At 68.6% G+C, this 19,377-nt stretch carries 15 protein-coding genes, 3 tRNA genes and 1 pseudogene; 14 read left to right on the forward strand and 5 right to left on the reverse strand.

What is annotated here, in order from left to right:
* Positions 1–97: 97 nt before the first annotated feature.
* On the reverse strand, positions 98–1,249 hold the full coding sequence (locus OG709_RS29725) for a magnesium and cobalt transport protein CorA (protein ID WP_329168264.1): 1,152 nt from the start codon (positions 1,247–1,249) through the stop codon (positions 98–100).
* Between the two features lie 157 nt (positions 1,250–1,406).
* Between OG709_RS29725 and OG709_RS29730 the strand changes: the two genes are divergently transcribed.
* The 3 genes from OG709_RS29730 (at position 1,407) to dmpI (ending at position 3,752) form a co-directional block, all read left to right on the forward strand.
* A complete protein-coding gene (locus tag OG709_RS29730) occupies positions 1,407–2,501 on the forward strand; it encodes a winged helix DNA-binding domain-containing protein (protein WP_329168265.1) in 1,095 nt (364 codons plus the stop codon).
* A 60-nt stretch (positions 2,502–2,561) separates the two neighbouring features.
* Complete coding sequence (locus OG709_RS29735; RefSeq protein ID WP_266640029.1) at positions 2,562–3,452, forward strand: LysR family transcriptional regulator; 891 nt, start codon at positions 2,562–2,564, stop codon at positions 3,450–3,452.
* Between the two features lie 117 nt (positions 3,453–3,569).
* Positions 3,570–3,752 carry a 4-oxalocrotonate tautomerase DmpI gene (dmpI, locus tag OG709_RS29740; RefSeq protein ID WP_250305952.1) on the forward strand — a complete coding sequence of 61 codons (183 nt, stop codon included), beginning with the start codon at positions 3,570–3,572 and terminating at the stop codon, positions 3,750–3,752.
* A gap of 118 nt (positions 3,753–3,870) precedes the next feature.
* On the opposite strand, the gene OG709_RS29745 is transcribed toward dmpI, so the two are convergent.
* On the reverse strand, positions 3,871–4,536 hold the full coding sequence (locus OG709_RS29745; protein WP_250305953.1) for a C39 family peptidase: 666 nt from the start codon (positions 4,534–4,536) through the stop codon (positions 3,871–3,873).
* A gap of 259 nt (positions 4,537–4,795) precedes the next feature.
* Between OG709_RS29745 and OG709_RS29750 the strand changes: the two genes are divergently transcribed.
* Positions 4,796–7,687 carry a BTAD domain-containing putative transcriptional regulator gene (locus OG709_RS29750; protein ID WP_326693737.1) on the forward strand — a complete coding sequence of 964 codons (2,892 nt, stop codon included), beginning with the start codon at positions 4,796–4,798 and terminating at the stop codon, positions 7,685–7,687.
* On the opposite strand, the gene OG709_RS29755 is transcribed toward OG709_RS29750, so the two are convergent.
* Together OG709_RS29755 and OG709_RS29760 are read right to left on the reverse strand one after the other, a co-directional pair.
* A complete protein-coding gene (locus OG709_RS29755) occupies positions 7,657–8,508 on the reverse strand; it encodes a GNAT family N-acetyltransferase (protein ID WP_250305959.1) in 852 nt (283 codons plus the stop codon). The two genes, OG709_RS29750 and OG709_RS29755, sit on opposite strands and share 31 nt — an antisense overlap.
* 106 nt (positions 8,509–8,614) lie before the next feature.
* On the reverse strand, positions 8,615–9,436 hold the full coding sequence (locus tag OG709_RS29760) for a response regulator transcription factor (RefSeq protein WP_250305960.1): 822 nt from the start codon (positions 9,434–9,436) through the stop codon (positions 8,615–8,617).
* A 136-nt stretch (positions 9,437–9,572) separates the two neighbouring features.
* Here OG709_RS29760 and OG709_RS29765 point away from each other — a divergent pair, with 136 nt between their 5' ends.
* From OG709_RS29765 to OG709_RS29790, 6 genes and pseudogenes are all read left to right on the forward strand, one after another.
* Positions 9,573–11,252, forward strand: a complete 1,680-nt coding sequence (locus OG709_RS29765; protein ID WP_329168272.1) for an AMP-binding protein — start codon at positions 9,573–9,575, stop codon at positions 11,250–11,252.
* Positions 11,249–11,947: pseudogene (locus tag OG709_RS29770) on the forward strand (AMP-binding protein); the annotation flags it as partial. The gene OG709_RS29765 and the pseudogene OG709_RS29770, both read left to right, overlap by 4 nt.
* 53 nt (positions 11,948–12,000) lie before the next feature.
* On the forward strand, positions 12,001–13,554 hold the full coding sequence (locus OG709_RS29775; protein WP_329168274.1) for a recombinase family protein: 1,554 nt from the start codon (positions 12,001–12,003) through the stop codon (positions 13,552–13,554).
* A gap of 847 nt (positions 13,555–14,401) precedes the next feature.
* A tRNA-Met gene (locus OG709_RS29780) sits at positions 14,402–14,473 on the forward strand.
* A gap of 5 nt (positions 14,474–14,478) precedes the next feature.
* A tRNA-Ser gene (locus OG709_RS29785) sits at positions 14,479–14,562 on the forward strand.
* A 3-nt stretch (positions 14,563–14,565) separates the two neighbouring features.
* Positions 14,566–14,640 (forward strand) — tRNA-Pro (locus OG709_RS29790).
* Positions 14,641–14,706: 66 nt separating this feature from the next.
* Here the strand turns inward: OG709_RS29790 and OG709_RS29795 are convergent.
* Complete coding sequence (locus tag OG709_RS29795) at positions 14,707–15,303, reverse strand: DUF4352 domain-containing protein (RefSeq protein WP_329168276.1); 597 nt, start codon at positions 15,301–15,303, stop codon at positions 14,707–14,709.
* A gap of 413 nt (positions 15,304–15,716) precedes the next feature.
* Between OG709_RS29795 and OG709_RS29800 the strand changes: the two genes are divergently transcribed.
* The 4 genes from OG709_RS29800 (at position 15,717) to OG709_RS29815 (ending at position 19,372) form a co-directional block, all read left to right on the forward strand.
* Complete coding sequence (locus OG709_RS29800) at positions 15,717–15,974, forward strand: hypothetical protein (protein ID WP_329168277.1); 258 nt, start codon at positions 15,717–15,719, stop codon at positions 15,972–15,974.
* 464 nt (positions 15,975–16,438) lie between these two features.
* A complete protein-coding gene (locus OG709_RS29805; RefSeq protein WP_329168279.1) occupies positions 16,439–16,843 on the forward strand; it encodes a hypothetical protein in 405 nt (134 codons plus the stop codon).
* A gap of 335 nt (positions 16,844–17,178) precedes the next feature.
* Positions 17,179–17,643 (forward strand): phage terminase small subunit, encoded by a 465-nt coding sequence (locus OG709_RS29810; protein WP_329168282.1) that lies wholly within the window; start codon positions 17,179–17,181, stop codon positions 17,641–17,643.
* Positions 17,644–17,662: 19 nt separating this feature from the next.
* Positions 17,663–19,372, forward strand: a complete 1,710-nt coding sequence (locus tag OG709_RS29815) for a terminase (protein WP_329168283.1) — start codon at positions 17,663–17,665, stop codon at positions 19,370–19,372.
* Positions 19,373–19,377 lie beyond the last annotated feature (5 nt).

Consider the following 19,377-nt stretch of genomic DNA (forward strand, 5'->3'; position numbering starts at 1 on the left):
TGGGTTCGAGCCCGCAACGGAGTGCGGAACGCTTCAACAACACTCGTATCAACAACACTCGTACACGCGGCGTTGACCGATGGGTCCGCGCTTGCCGCTACAGCCAGTCCCGCTTCTTGAAGATGAAGTACAGGCTCACGCACACCACCGCCATCAGGCCGATCGCGAACGGGTAGCCGAACGACCAGTGCAGCTCCGGCATGTTGTCGAAGTTCATGCCGTAGATCGTTCCCACCAGCGTGGGTGCGAAGAGGATGGCCGCCCACGACGAGATCTTCTTGATTTCCTCGTTCTGTTCGAAACCCGCCTCGGCGAGTGCCCGCATCTCCGCGTTCTGCTGCTGGGACACCAGGGTCGCGTTGACCGTGAGGATCTCGGTGAGCGCCTGCCGGAAGCCGTCCACCCGTTCGCTCGTGTGCGTCACGTGGTCGGCCACGTCGCGCAGCGAGCGCTGCAGTTCCTCATGGGTGCCGTACTTCGCGAAGCCCGCCATCAGCGCGTGCAGCATGCCCACCAGGGGGCGGGTGGCGCGCTGGAACTCGACCATTTCGCGGGAGAGCTCGTAGATGCGGCGGGACACCGCCGGGTCGCCGCTGAAGACCTCGGTCTCGATCTCGTCCATGTCGATCTGCACCCCGGCGACCACCGGTGCGTACCCGTCGACGACCGCGTCGAGGATCGCGTACAGCGCCGCTTCGGGGCCCAGTGCCAGCAGGTCCGGGGTCTCCTCCATGCGCCGGCGTACCGCGGAGAGGTCGGGGGCGGCGCCGTGCCTGACCGTGATCAGGAAGTCCCTGCCGACGAAGACATGCAGCTCACCGAAGTCGACCTCCTCCGGGGCGTCCAGATAGCGCGCCGCGCGCAGGACGACGAAGAGCGTGTCGCCGTACCGCTCCAGCTTCGGCCGCTGGTGCGCCTCCAGCGCGTCCTCGACCGCGAGCGGGTGGAGATCGAACTCGGCGGCCAGCGAGAGGATTTCCTCCTCCGTCGGGCGGTGCAGACCGATCCAGGCCATGCCGTCCGGGTACTCGCGCAGCTGCCGGAAGGTTTCGGCGAGCGAGTCGGGCGTGGAGACGCGGCGGCCCTCGCGGTACAGCGCGGCCTGGACGACGCTGGTGTTGTCCAGCTGTACGGGCGCGGGCGCCGCCGGTGCGGGCGGTGTCTCGGCGGGCGGTTTCGACGTGGCGGACGGGGTCGACCTGCGCCAGGAGTGCTTCCGGGAGTTCCGGTCCCTCGGGGACAGCGGCACGGTGCTCTCACCTCCCGCTTCTGCTCTGCTTCGGCCGGTGCGATCCGGCCCCGGTTGGCTTCAGTGCAGGATATACGGGCCAAATGGCACGAGCGTGACCGGCCGGAAGCGCCCGTGCGGACAGTGGGTGTCCGCGACCGCGGGTAGCGTCCCGGGCATGGCCCCGATGAGTACCCGCGCACTCAACCGCGCCACCCTGGACCGACAGCTTCTGCTGCGCCGTGCCCCCTGGTCCGCCGAGGAGGCCGTGACCCATCTGCTCGGTCTTCAGGCGCAGAACACCAGGCCCCCGTACTTCCAGCTCTGGTCCCGGCTCGACGGGTTCGATCCGCGGGAGCTGTCCGGTCTGCTGGCGGACCGTGCGGTCGTACGCATCGTGACCATGCGCTCCACCATCCATCTGCACACCGCCGACGACGCCCTCACCCTGCGCCCCCTCGTCCAGGCCGCCCGCGAGCGGGAGCTGAGGGCCTTCCGCGGCCGGCTCACCGGGGTCGACCTGGACCGGCTCGCCGACCTGGCGCGCGACCTCGTCGAGGAGCGGCCCCGCACCATGAAGGAGCTTCGCGAGCGGCTGCTCACGGAGTGGCCGGACGCCGATCCGCTCGCCCTGTCCGTCGCCGCCCGCTGCCGCCTGCCGCTCGTACAGGTCACCCCGCGCGGGCTGTGGGGCAGGAGCGGCCAGGTCGCCCTCACCACCGTCGAGCAGTGGCTCGGCCGCGGGCCGGGGACCGTACCCGCGCCCGATGCGACCGTGCTGCGCTATCTGAGCGCCTTCGGTCCCGCCTCGGTCAAGGACATGCAGATGTGGGCGGGACTGACCCGGCTGGGTGAAGTGTTCGAACGACTGAGGCCGCAGCTCGTCACCTTCCGTGACAGCGCCGGAACCGAACTCTTCGATCTGCCGGAGGCCCCGCGGCCGGACGAGGACACCCCGGCGCCGCCGCGTTTTCTCCCCGAGTTCGACAATCTGCTGCTGGCACACGCGGACCGTACGCGGGTGATCCCCGCCGAGTACCGGGGTCGCAACGGCAAGGGCAACCAGAACTTCGGCACCTTCCTCCTCGACGGATTCCTCGCCGGGATCTGGCGGCTGAAGGAGGACCGGGACACCGCGACCCTTCAGCTCGACCCCTTCGCCCGGCTCGGCCGCGCCGACCGCGACGCCCTGGCCGAAGAGGGGGAGCGGCTGCTCAGCGGCATGACGGGCGCCGGCGCGCACCACCTCCGGTTCGGTGCCTTCACCGGGTGAGACGTCCGGATCGCCGGGCGCCCGCTCTCCGCCGTGCACCAGGTCGTTACTGTCCAGGACATGGAGTTGCGCCAGCTCAGCTATTTCGTGACCGTCGCCGAGGAACTGCACTTCGGGCGGGCCGCCGAACGGCTGCACATAGTCCAGTCCGCGGTGAGCCAGCAGATCCGGCGCCTGGAGCGGGAGCTGGGCGCGGAGCTCTTCGACCGCTCACCCCGGCACGTACGGCTCACCGGGGCGGGGGAGCGGCTGCTGCCCGAGGCGCGGGCCGTGCTCACAGCGGCGGACCGGGCGCGCGCGGCCGTCGCCCCGCGCACCGCCCTGCGCCTGGGGACGAGTACCGGTCTCGGTGCCCATCTGGACCGGGTACTGGCCGCCTTCGCCGCTCTCGCCCCCGACACCGCGGTCGAGTTGGTCTCCGCGCCCACCCGGGCCCGGCTGGAGCAGGTCGCGGACGGTCGGCTCGATGCGGCGTTCGTACGCTCCCCGGAGCCCGCTCTCGGCGTACGGATCATCCCGCTCTGGGAGGAACCCCTGGTCGCGGTCGTCCCGGCCGGGCATCCGCTCGCCGCGCGGCGGGACGTCGATCTGTCGGACCTGGCCCCGCTCCAGCTGAGGATCACCGCCCGCCGTACCAACCCGGCACTCGTCGACCTCGTCGTGAACGCCTGCCACGAGGCCGGATTCGAGCCGCTGCCGGGACCGGTCGGCGGCTCGCTCCAGGACACCCTCGCGACCATCGGCGCGTCCGCGATCCCGCAGTGGACCGTCGTGTACGCCGCGCACGCCCGCCAACTGCACAGCCCACGCGTGGCGTTCCTGCCCTTCCGCGCGCGTCCCCTGGCTCTGTCCACCTCGCTCGCCGTGCGGCAGTCCGCCCCGCCGCGCTGCCTCGATCAGCTGCTGAAAGCCTGCGCTACGCCTTCCACCAGCGACGATCACCAGAACTGATCGCTGCTGTCGCGCTCTGCCTGTTGGTCGGAGGCCGCCGGTCGGATGGACTGGGGTCATGCCGGTGAGACACCCCGGGAACAACCGGGAAGCCGCCGCGGGAACGGGAGTTCAGCCATGCCGATCGTCACTGTCCAGCAGGGTCCGCGCGACATCGAGCTCAAGCGCGAACTGGTCAAGCAGATCACCGACGCCTTCGTCGACTCGCTCAAGATCCCGGCCGAGGCCGTACAGGTCTGGATCCAGGAGGTGCCGACCGACAGCTGGGCCATCGGGGGCAGGCTCACCGCCGACAAGTAGCACGTGTCCGGGCGCAGCCGCAGGCCCGCCGCCGCTACCGGGGTGCGGCGGCGGGCCTGCGAGGCCTGCCTCGGACCGGCACTTCTGCCGGATACCGGAACAGCGACGGGCCGGCGGCTCAGGCCGAGTACCCGCTGTATCCGAAGTTGATCCAGTTCAGCAGGTTGGCGGTGGTCATGTTGTAGCGACGGTGGTACCCGCTGCCCGAGGAGGGCGTCCTCGGGTAGGCGATGTCCTCGATGGTCACCCGGCTCGCGTCGTTGTAGTACCCCACGACATCGAGGTAGTGACCGCCCGAGTAGCGCCGGGTACGGCCCTGGGTGTCCTTGGCGCTCCCCTTGACGTTGGCCACGATGACGTAGCCGTGGGTGAAGTCGTAGCGCAGGTCCCGCTTGAGCGTCGTCAGGCTCTTGGACGTCTTGTTCTGGTAGAAGTTCCGGCCTATGTGCTTGTTGAGCGACGTGGTGACCAGCCCGATGGTGGCGGTACCGGCACCGCTCCTGGAACCGCCCGCCCTCTCCTCGGAGGCGAGCGTCGACACCGACGGGTACTTGCCCTGCGCGGTGATGGCGAGCCGTGTCGCCGCCGGTCCGCACCAGGCGCCGTTCATTCCGTACGGCTCCGTCTGGAACTGGTAGCCGTGCACGGCGGCCGACGAGGGGTAGGTCCCTGAGCCGGGCGCGTGCTGCTGCGGTGTCATGCCGCCGGCCGACGCCGGGGCCGCCAGGGCGAGTCCGGCCACCGCGGCCAGGGCCGTGACGGCAACTCCGATACGTGTACGCATGGGGTGCTCCGTTCTGCGGAAGAATGGAAGAAGGACCGGGAGCGCCACTCGCTCCCGTGGACCGCGGCGAGCGTGGCCGGGGTGCGCACCCCGGGCCGGTGAAGCCGCGGACCGACCGTGGCAGGGCGCCTCATCACGCCGTCATCACCCGGTCCTCATGCCGTCATACGAATGCGCGGCCACGGCCGGATGATCCTCGGTACGCTCGAAATCACTGAGGTTTCTGTCGGGGGAGAGGTACTCAGGGATGGAATTCCGTGTGCTCGGAACACTGGAGGTCTGGTCGGAGGCCGCGAGGGTGCCGCTGCCGAGCCAGCGTCATCAGCGTGTACTCGCGGCTCTGCTGCTCGCGCCGAACGCGGTGGTCTCGTTACCGAAACTGGTCGAGGCGCTGTGGGACGAACGTCCTCCGGCCACCGCCACCAAGCAGGTTCAGAACTGCGTCTCGGCGCTTCGGGAGAGGCTGGGCCCGGCGGGGAACGACCTGATCGCCACCGACGGGCCCGGCTACCGGATGACGGTCACCTGCGATCAGCTCGACTCGCTCCGGTTCCACCGGGGGCTCACGGCGGCCCGGCTGTCCGCCGCCGAGGGGCGGCTCGCGGAGGGCGTGGCCGAGGCCCGCGCGGCGCTGCGACTGTGGCGGGGCGCCGCGCTGGACGGCCTCGACACCCCGCTGCTGACCAGTCGTGCGGCGCTGCTCGACGAGCAGCGGCTCAATGCCGTCGAGGAGTGCATCGACTGGCAACTGGCGCTGGGCGAACACCGCGAGGTCGCCGACGAACTGGCGGGGCTGGTCGTCGAACATCCGCTGCGCGAGCGCCTGAGCAGACAACTGATGTGCGCGCTGTTCCGCGGTGGCAGCCAGGTCGAGGCCCTCGCGGTGTACCGCCGGCTGTGCGGCGGGCTCGCCGACGAACTCGGCATCGACCCGGGGCCCGAACTCCAGGAGCTCTACACGCGCATACTCCGCGGCGAGTCCGGGCCCGCGGGCCCCGCAGCGCCGACGCCCGCCGAACGGCCCGCAGCGCCCGCCGAACGGCCCGCGGCGCCCGCCGAACGGCCCGCGGCGGGCACGACCGACCCCGGTCCCCGCACTGCTGAAACGGTTCGACTGGCCGGAGCGGTACGGGAGTTGGGTGCGGCCATCACCCGCCAGTGGACGGCGGAGGCGGAGATGCGGTCGCTGAACCGGCCCGAGCCGGTCCACCTCGGGTGGTCCAGCACCGGCCGCCCGGTCGCCGCGGTTGCCGGGGCCGTACTGGGTGTGCGGCCGGACGGGGACCGGCCCGAGCGGATGACCCTGCGCGGGGACCTCACCGATGTGGCGGCGAAGTTCCGCAGGCTCCCGGCACGCCAGTTGGTGGTGCTCGGCGAGCCGGGCGCGGGCAAGACGGTACTGGCCATCCAGCTGACGCTCGGGCTGCTCCGCGACCGGGCGCCGGGGGAGCCGGTGCCGGTGCTCCTCCCGCTGGCGTCGTGGAACCCCCGCCGGGAGCATCTGCGCCTCTGGCTGGAGCGCAGACTGGTCGAGGAGTACCCGGGTCTGGCGAACACCGCGGCCTACGGCTGGAACGCGGCGGAACGCCTGGTGGCCGAGGGGCTTCTGATTCCGGTGCTCGACGGTCTCGACGAAACACCGCCGGCCCTGCACGCGGCGGCCATCGACGCCCTGGACCAGGCCGTGGCCGACGGCCGCCCGCTCGTGGTCACCTGCCGGACCGCGGAGTACGAACAAGCGGTGCGTCACGAGGGCGGCATCCTGGCACGGGCGGCGGTCGTCGAGATCGAACCGGTCGGCCTGGAGGACGCCATCAGATTCCTCACCGCCCGCAAACGGCTCGGCGACCCCCGCTGGCAGCCGGTCGCCGACCATCTGAGGGGGCACCCGACCGGAGCGTTCGCGCGGGCACTGGGTACTCCGCTGATGGTCGACCTGGCGCGCACCGCCTACACGGACCCCGCCACGGACCCGGCCGAACTCTGCGACCCGGCCCGCTTCCCGGACCGGCACGAGGTCGAACAGCACCTGCTCGCCGCCTACTTGCCCGCCGTCTACCCGCGCCACCCGCGCCCGGCGGCACCGTACAACCCCACCGTGCCGGTCCGTCACTACTCGCAGGAGGAGGCCCAGCGGTGGCTGACCTTCCTCGCCCAGCACCTCCGCGCCACCGGTACGCACGAGATGGCCTGGTGGCAGCTGGAGGGGGCCGTTCCGCGGTGCGTCACCGGGCTCCTGCTGGGGCTGCCGCCGGGGCTGCTGTTCGCGGCCACCGGCGAACTCGCCGCCGGACCCGTGGTCGGGCTGATCTACGGGTTGTCGTTCACCCTCGCGGGCTGCGTCGCCCACGGGGTCGGGAACCGGCCGGGGCCGCTGCGGGTGGAACTCCACTTCAGGGGTACCGCGGCCCGCTTCCTCGGCCGGTTCGGCATCGGTGTCGCGATCGGCGTCGGGCTCGGAATCAGCTGGTCGCTCACGGCCGTGACGGTCACCCTGCTCGCCGTGATCTTCGGGCTCGGCATCGGGGTGCACGTCTGGCTGGACGCGCCGGTCGACGCGAACCGGGTGTCCAGCCCGCCCAGCCTTCTCCGCCAGGACCGGCTCGCCGCCGTGCTGTTCACCCTGTCGCTCGCCCTGTCGCTCGGACTGTTCTACGCGATGGCGTTCGCCTTCACCCGGCAGGTCAGATTCGTGACCGTGGCGGACGGGCGGTTCGATCTCGTCCTCGCACTGGCCGGTGGCTCCGCGGCAGCCCTGCTGGGGCGCTATCTGCTCGGCGGGGTGGGGAGCGCGGCCTACGGGATCGCCGGAATGATGATCGGAGGCCTGGTGTTCCCGCGGTCGACCGGCATCACCGACGGGCTCCTCGTGGGCCTCACGTTCGGGCTCGCCGTGGGGCTCGCGGTCTGTCTCACCCGGGCCTGGGGCGCCTTCGCGCTGAACCGGCTCTGGCTCGCGGCCCGCGGGAGGACCCCGTGGCGGCTCATGCGGTTCCTCGACGACGCCAGACGCCGCGGCGTGCTGCGGCAGATGGGCGCCGTCTACCAGTTCAGGCACGCCCGGCTCCGGGACTGCCTGGGGGTTCCGCCCGAGCCCGCGTCGACGGGCGGAGCCGACCGTCAGCCGAGTTCCAGCGTGGTGACCCCGTAGACACACTGCTCCGCGACCTGTCGGATCGGCCCGGTGTACATCCGGGCCGTCTCGAAGGAAGGGGTGAGCCCGAGCGAACGCGCGAGCGCCGTGCCCGCGCGGTTGGACTCCGGTACGTCCACCGCGACCGGAGTCGCACCCGCCTCCTGCGCCAGCGCTCCGTACAGCGCTTCGGCATCGGAGGGGGAGTCGGCGAACAGCGGGCCGATACGGAGGGACGTGCGGGCCGGCCGGATCACCGCGAATCCGGTCAGCCGCCGGTCGACGACGCGGACGAACGCGCGATGGCCGTCCGTGGTCAGCCAGTTCTCCAGGAACCGGGGACGGTCGGCCGGGTAGCACGCGCTGTCGTACGCGGCGAGCACCTCGCGGTCCGACGCCACGGCGGGCCGGACCGCCTCGGCGCTGCGGACAGGCAGCGTGCCGGTGTGGCGGACGGTGCGGTGGGACGCCGTGAATCCTGACCTGCGGTAGTTGTCCTGCTGGGCCACCACACCGTCGAGACCGACGGTCCGGTCGCCCGCGTGGGCCAGCGCGGCCCGCCAGGTGGCCAGGCCGTGGCCGCGCCCCCGCATATCCGGGCGGACCAGGTAGAAGCCCAGAAAGGCGTAGCGCGCACCGTAGTTGACGACGGAGATCGCGGAGACCGGCTCCCCGCCCAGCCGGCCGATGAAGAAGCCGTCGGGGTCCTGGGCGAAGAAGCTCCGCGCGTCGCGGACTCCGGGATTCCACCCTTCGTCGTGCGCCCACTCGCTGATCGCGGACCAGTCCTCCTCGGCCGCCCGCGCGACGACGAGCCGGTCGGTGGGTGAGTGCGTCATGCGTGCTCCCGGTATGCGGCTCGTGCTCCGGCTCGTGCTCCGGCTCGGTCTGTGGGCCGTGCTGCTGCTCGTGGCTGCTGCTCGTCGTGCGGTCCCGGCCGGGATGCTACGGCAGCAGACCGGCCCGCCGCGCCGCAACGACCGCCTCCAGCCGGGTGTGCGCCCCCAGTTTGCGCATCGCGGACCGCAGATAGCCCTTCACCGTCTCGGGTTTCAGGCCCAGCCGCGCCCCGGCCGCCGCGTTCGTCGCGCCCGTGGCCACCCAGGCCAGTACGTCCACCTCGCGGGGCGCCAGCACGATCTGCCGTTCCCGCTCCGGGCTTCCGCAGACCAGCCGCCCGCACACCGCGAGGAGTTCGCCACGGAGTTCCGGATCCACGATGCGCGGGGCCAGCGCGCGCAGTTCGCTGTGCGCCTCCCGGACGTGCTCCCACGCGCCGGGTCCGGCCACCGGCTCCCGGGCCGCCGCGAGGAGACGCTGCACCTCGTCCCGTACGACCAGGGACTGCTCCACGTCGCGCGCCGCCTCGACCGCCGCGTTGTACGTACGGTCACCGAACGCCAGTGGTTCGCGCACCGCTCCGTACAGCACCCCGCGCACCTGGCGGCGCACCACCACGGGCACCGCGAGCACCGCGCGCAGCCCCTCCGCGCCCACCGCCGTGTCGTACTCGTGGCTGATGTGGAGCGACGAGTGGTAGTCGGTCACCGCGCAGGGGCGGGACAGCGCGATCGACTTGCCGCCCAGACCGTTGCCCGCGGACACCGCGAGCCCGCGCAGCGCCGGCGTCGCCGTACCGCTCAGCTCGGCGATGCGCAGCTGTCTGGTACCGGTCAGCAGGCCGCCGAAGGCGACCGGCAGCCCGGTCGCGCGACGCATCCGCAGCAGCGCCGCCCGCATCTCCACTGCCTCGACCGGCTCCGGCACGCGGAATTTCCTTTCTGGCGGGGCCCCGGGTGGCTGTATCCCCGGTGACACTCCCCTGGACCCCCGTTCGGGGGTAGTGAGACCTGAGGCACTGATTACACGATGCTGGGCAGCAGTCCCGCAACGAGGAGGACACATGGCGTCGACCAATGCGACGGAGGAGTTCCGGTCCGCACGGGATTTCCTGCTCCGGAACCGCGAGGAGTACCGCACGGCCTACGAGGGCTTCAGCTGGCCGCGGCCCGAGCATTTCAACTGGGCGCTCGAATGGTTCGACGTCATCGCACGGGACAACGACCGGACCGCGCTGCACATCGTCGAGGAGGACGGCACCGGGAGCAAGGTCTCGTTCGCCGAGATGTCCAGGCGGTCCGACCGCGCGGCGAACTGGCTGCGGGCCCGGGGCGTCCGGCCGGGCGACCGCATCCTCGTCATGCTCGGCAACCAGCAGGAACTGTGGGAGACGGCGCTGGCCGCGATGAAGCTGCGCGCCGTCGTCATCCCGGCGACCCCGCTGCTCGGGCCCGTCGATCTGCGCGACCGGATCGACCGCGGCCGGGCCCGCCATGTGCTCGTACGGTCCGAGGACACCGCCAAGTTCGCCGGTGTGGAGGGCACTTACACCCGGATCGCGGTCGGTGACGACGTCCCGGCGGGCTGGCTGTCGTACGCGGACGCCGCCGACGCCTCCGCCGACTTCGAGCCCGACGGACCCACCGGCGCCGACGATCCGCTGATGCTGTACTTCACCTCCGGGACGACCGCCCGGCCCAAACTGGTCGAGCACACCCACACGTCCTACCCGGTCGGCCACCTGGCGACGATGTACTGGATCGGTCTGCGGCCCGGCGACGTCCACCTCAACATCTCCTCGCCCGGCTGGGCCAAGCACGCCTGGTCGAACCTCTTCGCGCCGTGGAACGCCGAGGCGACGGTGTTCATCCACAACTACACCCGCTTCGACCCCACCCGGCTGATGGCCGAGATGGACCGGGTGGGGGTGACGTCCTTCTGCGCGCCGCCGACCGTCTGGCGGATGCTGATCCAGGCCGACCTCGGTCAGCTGCGGACCCCGCCGCGCGAGGTCGCAGCCGCGGGCGAGCCGCTCAACCCGGAGGTCATCGAGACGGTGCGGCGCGAGTGGGGGGTGACGATCCGCGACGGCTTCGGGCAGACCGAGACCGCCGTCCAGGTCGCCAACTCCCCCGGGCAGCTGCTCAAAGCGGGCTCCATGGGCCGTCCGACACCCGGGTACAAGGTCGAACTGCTCGACCCGGTCACCGGGGAGCCCGGGGCGAGCGAAGGGGAGATCTCGCTCGATCTCGCCGCGCGTCCGGTCGGACTGATGACGGGCTACTGGGGCGAGCCGGAGCGGACCGCCGAGGCGATGGCCGGTGGTTACTACCGCACCGGGGACATCGGCTCGCGCGACGCCGACGGCTACATCACCTACATCGGCCGGTCCGACGACGTCTTCAAGGCGTCCGACTACAAGATCTCGCCGTTCGAGCTGGAGAGCGCCCTCCTGGAGCACGAGGCCGTGGCGGAGGCCGCGGTCGTCCCGGCGCCCGATCCGCTGCGGCTCGCCGTGCCGAAGGCGTACGTCGTACTCGCCGAGGGCTGGGAGCCCGGACCCGACGTGGCGAAGCTGCTCTTCGCGCACTCACGCGCGGTGCTCGCCCCGTACAAGCGGATCCGGCGGATCGAGTTCGGCGAACTGCCCAAGACGGTCTCCGGGAAGATCCGCAGGATCGAACTGCGCGAGGCGACAGCGGCGGGCTCCCCGGCGGAGTACCTGGAAGGGGACCTGAGGTGACGCTCGCCTACGAGCACGGGACCGGCTCGACCCCGCTCCTCGGCGACACGATCGGCGGCAACCTCGACCGCACGATCGCCGCCTTTCCCGGGCGCGAGGCACTGGTCGACGTGGTGTCCGGGCGGCGCTGGACCTACCGTCAGTTCGGCGCGGCGGTGGACGAACTGGCCCGGGGACTTCTCGGTACCGGCGTCGGCAAGGGCGACCGGGTCGGCATCTGGGCGGTCAACTGCCCCGAGTGGGTGCTCGTCCAGTACGCCACCGCCCGCATCGGCGCGATCATGGTGAACATCAACCCGGCCTACCGCTCCCACGAGCTGGAGTTCGTCCTGAAGCAGGCCGGCATCACGCTGCTCGTCGCGTCGCAGCGGCACAAGGGGAGCGACTACCGGGCCCTGGTCGACGAGGTGCGCGGCAACTGCCCCGAGCTGCGGTCCGTGCACTACATCGGCGACGCCTCCTGGGGCGAACTGACCGCCGCCGCCCGGCCGGAGCCGCTCGAAGCGCAGCTCTCCGGCGTCCGGCTCTCCTGCGACGAGCCGATCAACATCCAGTACACCTCGGGCACCACCGGATTCCCGAAGGGCGCCACCCTCTCCCACCACAACATCCTCAACAACGGTTACTTCGTCGGCGAGTTGGTGGGGTACTCGGAGAAGGACCGGATCTGTCTGCCGGTCCCCTTCTACCACTGCTTGGATACGTGAACACCTATGCAATCAAGGCTCGGGGCCGCATACTTGCCAGTGTGAGCAATGGGGAAGAGCTGCCGCCCGAGCAGCTGATGGACATCTACGCCCGCAAGTCCGTCAAGATCGAGGGACGTCGTGGGGACCTGTCGCCGGCCATGCAGGAGGGTCGGGGACGCGACTGGGGGGAGTGGCAAGGGCTCACTGTACGCAGGGTGTGGGCCGACAAGCTGAGCGCGTCGAAGAACATCAAGCGCCCCGACTATGACCGGGCGCTTTTGGCGTTGGCGAATGGGGAGATCAAGACACTGTGGTGTTACAAGCTCGACCGGTTCAGTCGAAAAGGCGCTCTCGCGGTCCTGTCTGTCCTTGAGGGGCTGAACGGCGGGCGGATCATTTTCGGAGAAGACGGCCTGGACTCGTCGGACCCGAACCATCGTCGAATGATCATGTGGAAGGCCGAGGACGCCCGAGAGGAATCGGAGCGGATCTCTAAGCGCGTAACGGACACTAAAACGTCGCAGCGCGACAGGGGCGAATGGGTGTCCGGCCGAGTCCCTTACGGGCTCGTGGCCGACGAGGACCGGAAGCTGATCCCAGATACATCCAGGGCTCATCCCGAGCACCCCAACAAGGGCAGCAAGGCGACCATCGCAAAGCGTATTTTCGAACGCGCTGCGGGCGGTAAAACCCTCCGGGAAATCGCGGCCGAACTGGACAACGAGGGCATCCCGGGGCCTATGGGCGGCTTCTGGAATCCCAACACTATCTACCGACTGCTACACAATCCCGCGCTGAGCGGGTGGCAGGTGGTGAAGCTGGGCAACGGCCCGGGAACCATCTATACGGACCCCAAGGGGAAGCGAGTTCGCGCAGGTGTGTGCCTGGTATCGGATGCGGACAGGGAGCGGGCCACCCGGACAATTGCCGGGCACCAGAAGCCGGACAAGACCACGTCAGGCACGGCCCGGGGGCGGCGCCATCATCTGCTGACGGACCTGACGGAGTGCGCCACGTGCGGACGCTCCGCGCCTATGTCCAGCCGCTCCTATGCCTGCATGTCGACGCAAGGGCACAGGTGCGCAGCTCCTGCGTCGGCGTACGCTCCGCCCCTGGAACGGTTCGTCAGGGACCAGTGGCTCAACCAGCTGACCAACTCCGACCCAGAGGACCCGCTACTAGTGGTGGTGGCTCAGCGCTGGGGGGTGCTCACACAGCCCGAGGAGACGGCGGAAATCGAAGAGGCTCGTGCGTCACTGGCAGCCGCTGAGAGCCAAATGGAGCGACTCTTGAGAGACCGTCGCAAGGGGCTCTACGAAGGCCCCGCAGCACGGTTCTTCGAGCCGGCGTGGGACGACGTCAACCGGGACATGCAGGAAGCCAGGACGCTGCTCAAGGGCGTGGGAGGTGTCGCGGTAGATATCAGCTTCCTGCTTGACCACCACACCGCCATGGAGGCATGGGAGGCGGCTGACATCCCGCTACGGCGCGAGCTGCTGCGGCTGGCTATAGATCGCATCAAGATCAACAAGGTAACGACCGTCTCAAAGCGTGGCGAGTTCAACGGGTTTGATCGCGTGGACATCCGATGGGCCACTGTGAGCGAGGTCTGACAGGTAACGATCCGGTAACCACAGGAAGGCGCCAGGAGCCCGTTCCACGTCGCCCCGAGCCTCCTCCGCCCATCTCGCGGGAGCCGCCCACCTGCTGAGTTATCCACAGGCGCCTGTGGATAACTACAGACCGTGTGTGAACGGTGAGTAGTTGTACCTCTGCGTAGCTGACTAGCAGCAGTACCGTGCAGAAATGCAGAACTGGACCCTATTTTCTAAACCCCTTAGAGACTCTCTAGAGGGTTTAGAAAATAGGGTCCAGTTCTGCATTTCTGCACACGGCCCAGCGGAGGGCGGAGGCAGGCTGACGAGGAGCTGAAAAGTCGCATCTGACATTTACCCCCCTGCCGACCCATAACTGTAGTAGAGGGTTTTACGCGCACGCGCGCGAGACCCTCTCGCCGGCGTCGCTCCCTCGTGCTCCCCGTACTCTCCTCCGGGTCGAGCCAGGTTGAGCGACGCCGGCCCCTTCAACCAGTAGGGCGGGTGGACGGATTCCGGCGACTAGCGCGGAGCCTGGCCTGCCCTACTTGCAGACTTGTAGCGGCACGATATGAGCTGGGCCGCGCAGCCGGGTAGTGGATGAGCCCCGGCACACGCGTTGGGCGCTGGGACGCAACGGGGGCTGTAAACCCCTGGTCGGGGCACCGACTTGACCGGTTCGATTCCGGGACGACGCACGACGTGCACCTACGGGGCTTCCTGGGGCTACGGTGCGCTCCCCCTTGGCTAGGCCGGTTTCACACCCGGCTGTTGATGCCAAGGGTGTAAAGCCCTGGTGGACCGCTCAGCGAGAGCGACGACGGACACAGTTCGTATGCCAGCTCGCTGATGTCGCCAGGGCCATGGCTAGGTAGCTCAGCGGTAGAGCGCCGGTTTCATACGCCGGAGGGCGGTGGTTCGAATCCATCCCTTGCCACCCGCGCATCACGCGGTATGAGGCAGTACACGCGCGCCGAAGAACGCACCCGGCGGTGTAATCGCAGGTTCGAATCCTGCCGTGATGCACGACGGGATATGGCGCAGCTTGGACAGCGCATCCGCTTTGGGAGCGGAGGGCCGCAGGTTCGAATCCTGCTATCCCGACACAGACAAGCCCCGCCACGGTGACGACCACTCACCCGTGAGCGGGGCTGACTACGTCCTGGTGGATCAGGCTGAAGGCAGCGCAACCGTGAACGCCGGCCCGTCCGCCGGGCTGTTGTTGTCGTTGTAGCTGACGACGCCGTCCTTGTGCCCGACGTCAAGCACCAGCTTGCCCGTGGCCGACTGTCCGGGCTTGTACGTGGTGTCCAGGTCCGGCCCGTCTCCCACACCTTCCAGCGTGGTGCAGTCCTGAGCCGCTGTCTTGGCGTCCTCCCACTGCATCATGCCGTAGGCGGAGAACTCCGCCGGCGTTGTGCCGACGTTCGTCACGGTGAGGGTGAGGACGACGTATTGGCCCTTCTCGGGCTTGTTCGTCGTGTCGATTTCTGCGGGCGTCACGTACTTCGCGCTGACAGCAGTCACGCGCATGTGGGTCGTCGTGACGATCCGGTCTCCGTCGTCGCTCATCTGCCCCGTGACGTACTCACCGCTCTCCCCGATTTTCAGAGCCAGTGCCTTGGGGGCGGACGGGGAAGGCGCCGGAGCTTCCTCCGCGGCCTTCTTCGCGGGCGCTGGTGCAGCCGTGTGCGGAGCCTTTGCCGGGCTGTCGGAGGAGCAGCCAGCGGCGAGCGCTGACGCTGCGACAAGCGGCACTGCGGACATGGCGATACGACTGAGACGCATGGTCCCCCCAATTGAGCTGAGCGGCCTCCCCAGACCGCGAACTGACCCTGACAGTACGGCAACTGACCCTCGGAGGATGTGCGATGGCGTGGGAAGGAAGTACACGTCGAAGCCGTCTGCCGAAGGACTGGCCGCGGATCCGGCGCCGCATCATCCGCCGCGACGGTGGCCAGTGCACGGCGCTGCACAGCGACGGCCGGCGGTGCGATCTGCCGGGTACCGACGTGGACCACATCGCCCCTGGCGACGACCACAGGGATGAGAACCTGCGGCTCCTGTGCGCGTGGCATCACCGGCAGAAGAGCAGCAGTGAGGGCGGCACAGCAGCCAGCCTCACGCGCGTGAGCGTGCACCGCCCACGTCCTACGCATCCGGCACTGGAGGACTAGCCCATGAGCGGTGCTCACGTGGTTCTGGAGGAGGCTGACGACACGGGCGAGGATGGACTGAGCGTTACGCGCGTGATCGTCAATGGTGTTGATGTTGGTCGACTCGCGAAGGCTCCAAAGATCAACGTCGGAACTCAGTCTGACCGCGATCTGACGACGGTGACGATCACGCTCGTCCCGAGCCGTCTGGAGATCCGCGGCGAGCATGCTGACGGTGATCGTCGCGCACCTCGTGCCGGATTCACGGCGAAGATCGCCTGACCATGATCACCCAGGGGGTGATCCCCGATCTTGGTCTTTGAAGACCGTAAAGGTGCTGGGCGTCGCGGTCTGTACGGGTCTGGGGACCTGGAATCGGGCCGTGAAGCCGCCTGCCCTGGTAGGCCGTCAGGCGCCCGCCCGGGGCTTCCTGGGGGCACCTGGGGGTGGAGGCGGGGCCATTTACCGTTACGCGCCCCACGCCTGACGCTGCATGAGATCGCAGGTCACACACCCTTTTACCGTTACACGCCGCATGTTAGGCTGGACCCGTGAACACACGAACTTGCGAGTGGTGCCCGAAGCAGCTCGGAGCGCGACACTCGCACCGAGCCCGCTTCTGCTCCACCCGTTGCCGTGTGGCTTCACACCGCGCGGACAAGAAGCGCACGTTCCCCAACGAACTCGTCAACCGCGACAGGTGGGTACGACGAGCCGCGGACAAACGCCCGTTGACGGTGGCCGGCATGGCTGCGTCTTCGACGGACGCGCGGACGTGGGGGACCTACAGGGACGCTGCTGCCTCGTCGGCTGGCGTCGGGCTGGGCTTCGTGCTCTCCGACGTCGACGACGTGGTCTGTATCGACCTAGACCATTGCCTTGAACAGCTCACGGGACGTCTGACTCCGTGGGCCGCAGCCATCGTGCGAGACGCAGGCACCACCTACGTAGAGGTGTCTCCGTCCGGTGATGGGCTGCACATCTGGGGCCGTGCTGACGTCCGACAGGGACGCCGCATTCGACGCCCCGACGGTACGGCCGTGGAGATTTACGGGACCGGCCGCTACATCACGATGACGGGGCGCCGACATGGTTCTTCGCCGTCGATCCTCGCTGACCTTTCGGCGGTAGTGGCCAAGCTGACGGCATAGCTCCCGGTATGGGGCGCCGCCTATCGGCTCGTCCACCACGCGACGGCAGATCCGGTTGCAGTAGTCACTAGCGTGATCAGCCACGCCGGAATCCTTTGGATGGTCAGATGCAGGCCCCCGCAGCGAAGTTCGAGCTGAGGTGGCCGACGGCGCTCTTCTGCTGTTCGGCTCATGCGCCCAATTTTATTTGTTACCTGTGGGTAGGCATTTGGCTCCGCGTACCCAGTGCCAATTCTTGGGGTGAAGGGTTGCGGATAACTCGTGAATTGAGCGCATGATGGCTCAAATGAGCGCGACAATGGGGCGGACGCGGCCTCAAACTGAAGGGAGTTCATATGGCTGGACGAGGCCCCGCGCCGAAAGACCCGTCTACGCGCCGTCGGCGCAACGCCTCCGAGCCGGAGACCGTGATCGTCCCCGACGACGAACTCCGCGGTCCGGAGCTCCCGGAGGGTGTGCTCGGCGTAAACACCAAGACCGGTGAACTCACCGAGTGGCACCCCATGACGCTGCTGTGGTGGAAGACCTGGCGCGAGAGCGCGCAGGCGCAGACGTTCACTGACACCGACTGGGCGTTCTTGATCGACACTGCCCTCATGCACCACTCGATGTGGGACAAGGGGCAATGGACGCTGGCCGCCGAAGTGCGCCTGAGAGCAGCCAAGTTCGGCGCCACGCCGGAGGACAGGGCCCGGCTGAAGCTCAAGGTCGACGAGCCCGTTACACGCCCGCAGGCGCCCGTACAGCGCTCCGGAGAAGTCACCGACATCAACGCCCGCAGAGCGAGGCTGACCGGCTAACTACAGAGAGGGGGCGCCGATGCCGCACGTAACGGTTCGCGCCCCCGGACACGACCGCTCCCGCTCGCTGGGGTGGATGGCGGTCGCGTGGATGGAGTACTTCGTGGTTCACGGCCCTGGCGATGTCCAGGGCGAACCGGTGCGCCACGGGGACGAGTACACAGGCTTCGTCGTGGACTGCTACGCGGTCGACGACAGGGAGGGGCGCCTCCTCTACGACTCCGCCTTCTTCAGCCGCCCGAAGGGCTGCGACAAGTCCGGCTTGGGTGCGCGACTTGGCCTCTTCGAAGCCTTCGGCCCCTGCCGCTTCGACGGCTGGGCAGAGGGCGGAGAGGTCTACCACGACCCGTGGGGGCTTGGCTTCGAGTACGTCTACGAGGCCGGCGAGCCAATGGGTCGTCCGGTCACTGTGCCGTACCTCCGGATCATGGCCACCGAAGAGGGTCAGACCGGGAATGTGTACGACACCATTTACTTCAACCTGACCGACGAGGCGTCGCTACTCAGCCGCATTCCGAACGTGGATCCCGGGCTGACGAAAATCAACCTTCCCGACGGCGGAGAAATCACTCCGTCAACGGCCTCGTCCTCGTCGAAAGACGGCGGCAAGGAAACGTGGGTCTGCTTCGATGAAACCCACCTCTACAACACCCCTGAACTTCGCCGCATGTACGCGACGGTGACGCGAAATCTGCGTAAGCGTAAGAAGATCGCGCAGACGTGGTATCTCGAAACGACCACGATGTTTGCCCCGGGGCAAGACTCCGTTGCAGAGCGCACCTACGAAGAGGCAACAGCCATTTCGGAGGGCCGCAAGAAACGCGGGCGCGCGAGGCTGATGTACGACCACCGGTACGGCATCGTCAAGGATCTGAGAGACGAAGTCGAGCTACGGGCCGCCCTCCGTGACGCCTATGGCGACGCGATGGAGTGGATCGATGAAGACACGCTAGTTGACGACTTCTACGACCTCCGTAACGACAGCGCCGACGGCAAAAGGTACTTCCTCAACTCCCGTACCTCATCCTCTGATGCATGGATGGACCCCGACGCGTGGGCCCTATGCCGGCGCGCGGAGGAGATAGCCGCTGGCGAACTGGTCACGATGGGCTTTGACGGTTCCATCAACGACGACGCAACCGCCCTCGTCGCCTGTCGAGTGTCTGACGGCCACCTTCAGTTACTCGGCTGCTGGGAGAAGCCGGAAGGCCCGGAGGGTGAAGGTTGGCAAGTTGATCGCGAATCTGTCGACAGCGCCGTTGCCCGTGCCTTCGAGAAGTACGAGGTTTGCGGCTTCTACTGTGACCCGCCGAAGTGGCAGGACTACGTAGACAAGTGGACCGCAGAGCACGGTGAGGGCCTCCAGGTGAGCGCCACACAGGCTCGCCCACTGGAATGGTGGACGACACGCCCCACCGTCATGGAACACGCGCTAGACCGATTCGTGGAAGCCGTGGCGGACAAGGCACTCAGCTTCGCCGGCACCGACAAGGCAGAAGACGCCGAGCCTTATTCCAAGTTGGGTGTCACGCTCACTCGACACGTGCTGAACGCCAAGCGACGCCCGATGGGCCGCAATCACATCGGCATTGGCAAGGAACACCCGAAGTCGCCCAAGAAGATTGACGCCGCCATGAGCGCGACCCTCGCCTATGAGTGTCGCGCCGATGCCGTTGCAGCAGGAATCACCAAGCGCAAGAAGCGCTCGGGTCGTCTCGTAGCTTTCTAAGGAGG

The organism is Streptomyces sp. NBC_01267 (genome assembly GCF_036241575.1).
In the GTDB taxonomy this organism is placed as follows: Bacteria; Actinomycetota; Actinomycetes; order Streptomycetales; family Streptomycetaceae; genus Streptomyces.

Excerpts from the sequence above, each read along its gene's own strand:
- OG709_RS29730 (WP_329168265.1), top strand. The coding sequence starts at position 1,407 with ATGGCCCCGATGAGTACCCGCGCACTCAACCGCGCCACCCTGGACCGA.
- OG709_RS29735 (WP_266640029.1), top strand. The coding sequence starts at position 2,562 with ATGGAGTTGCGCCAGCTCAGCTATTTCGTGACCGTCGCCGAGGAACTG.
- dmpI (WP_250305952.1), top strand. The coding sequence starts at position 3,570 with ATGCCGATCGTCACTGTCCAGCAGGGTCCGCGCGACATCGAGCTCAAG.
- OG709_RS29745 (WP_250305953.1), bottom strand. The coding sequence starts at position 4,536 with ATGCGTACACGTATCGGAGTTGCCGTCACGGCCCTGGCCGCGGTGGCC.
- OG709_RS29755 (WP_250305959.1), bottom strand. The coding sequence starts at position 8,508 with ATGACGCACTCACCCACCGACCGGCTCGTCGTCGCGCGGGCGGCCGAG.
- OG709_RS29765 (WP_329168272.1), top strand. The coding sequence starts at position 9,573 with ATGGCGTCGACCAATGCGACGGAGGAGTTCCGGTCCGCACGGGATTTC.
- OG709_RS29795 (WP_329168276.1), bottom strand. The coding sequence starts at position 15,303 with ATGTCCGCAGTGCCGCTTGTCGCAGCGTCAGCGCTCGCCGCTGGCTGC.
- OG709_RS29800 (WP_329168277.1), top strand. The coding sequence starts at position 15,717 with ATGAGCGGTGCTCACGTGGTTCTGGAGGAGGCTGACGACACGGGCGAG.
- OG709_RS29805 (WP_329168279.1), top strand. The coding sequence starts at position 16,439 with ATGGCTGCGTCTTCGACGGACGCGCGGACGTGGGGGACCTACAGGGAC.
- OG709_RS29810 (WP_329168282.1), top strand. The coding sequence starts at position 17,179 with ATGGCTGGACGAGGCCCCGCGCCGAAAGACCCGTCTACGCGCCGTCGG.
- OG709_RS29815 (WP_329168283.1), top strand. The coding sequence starts at position 17,663 with ATGCCGCACGTAACGGTTCGCGCCCCCGGACACGACCGCTCCCGCTCG.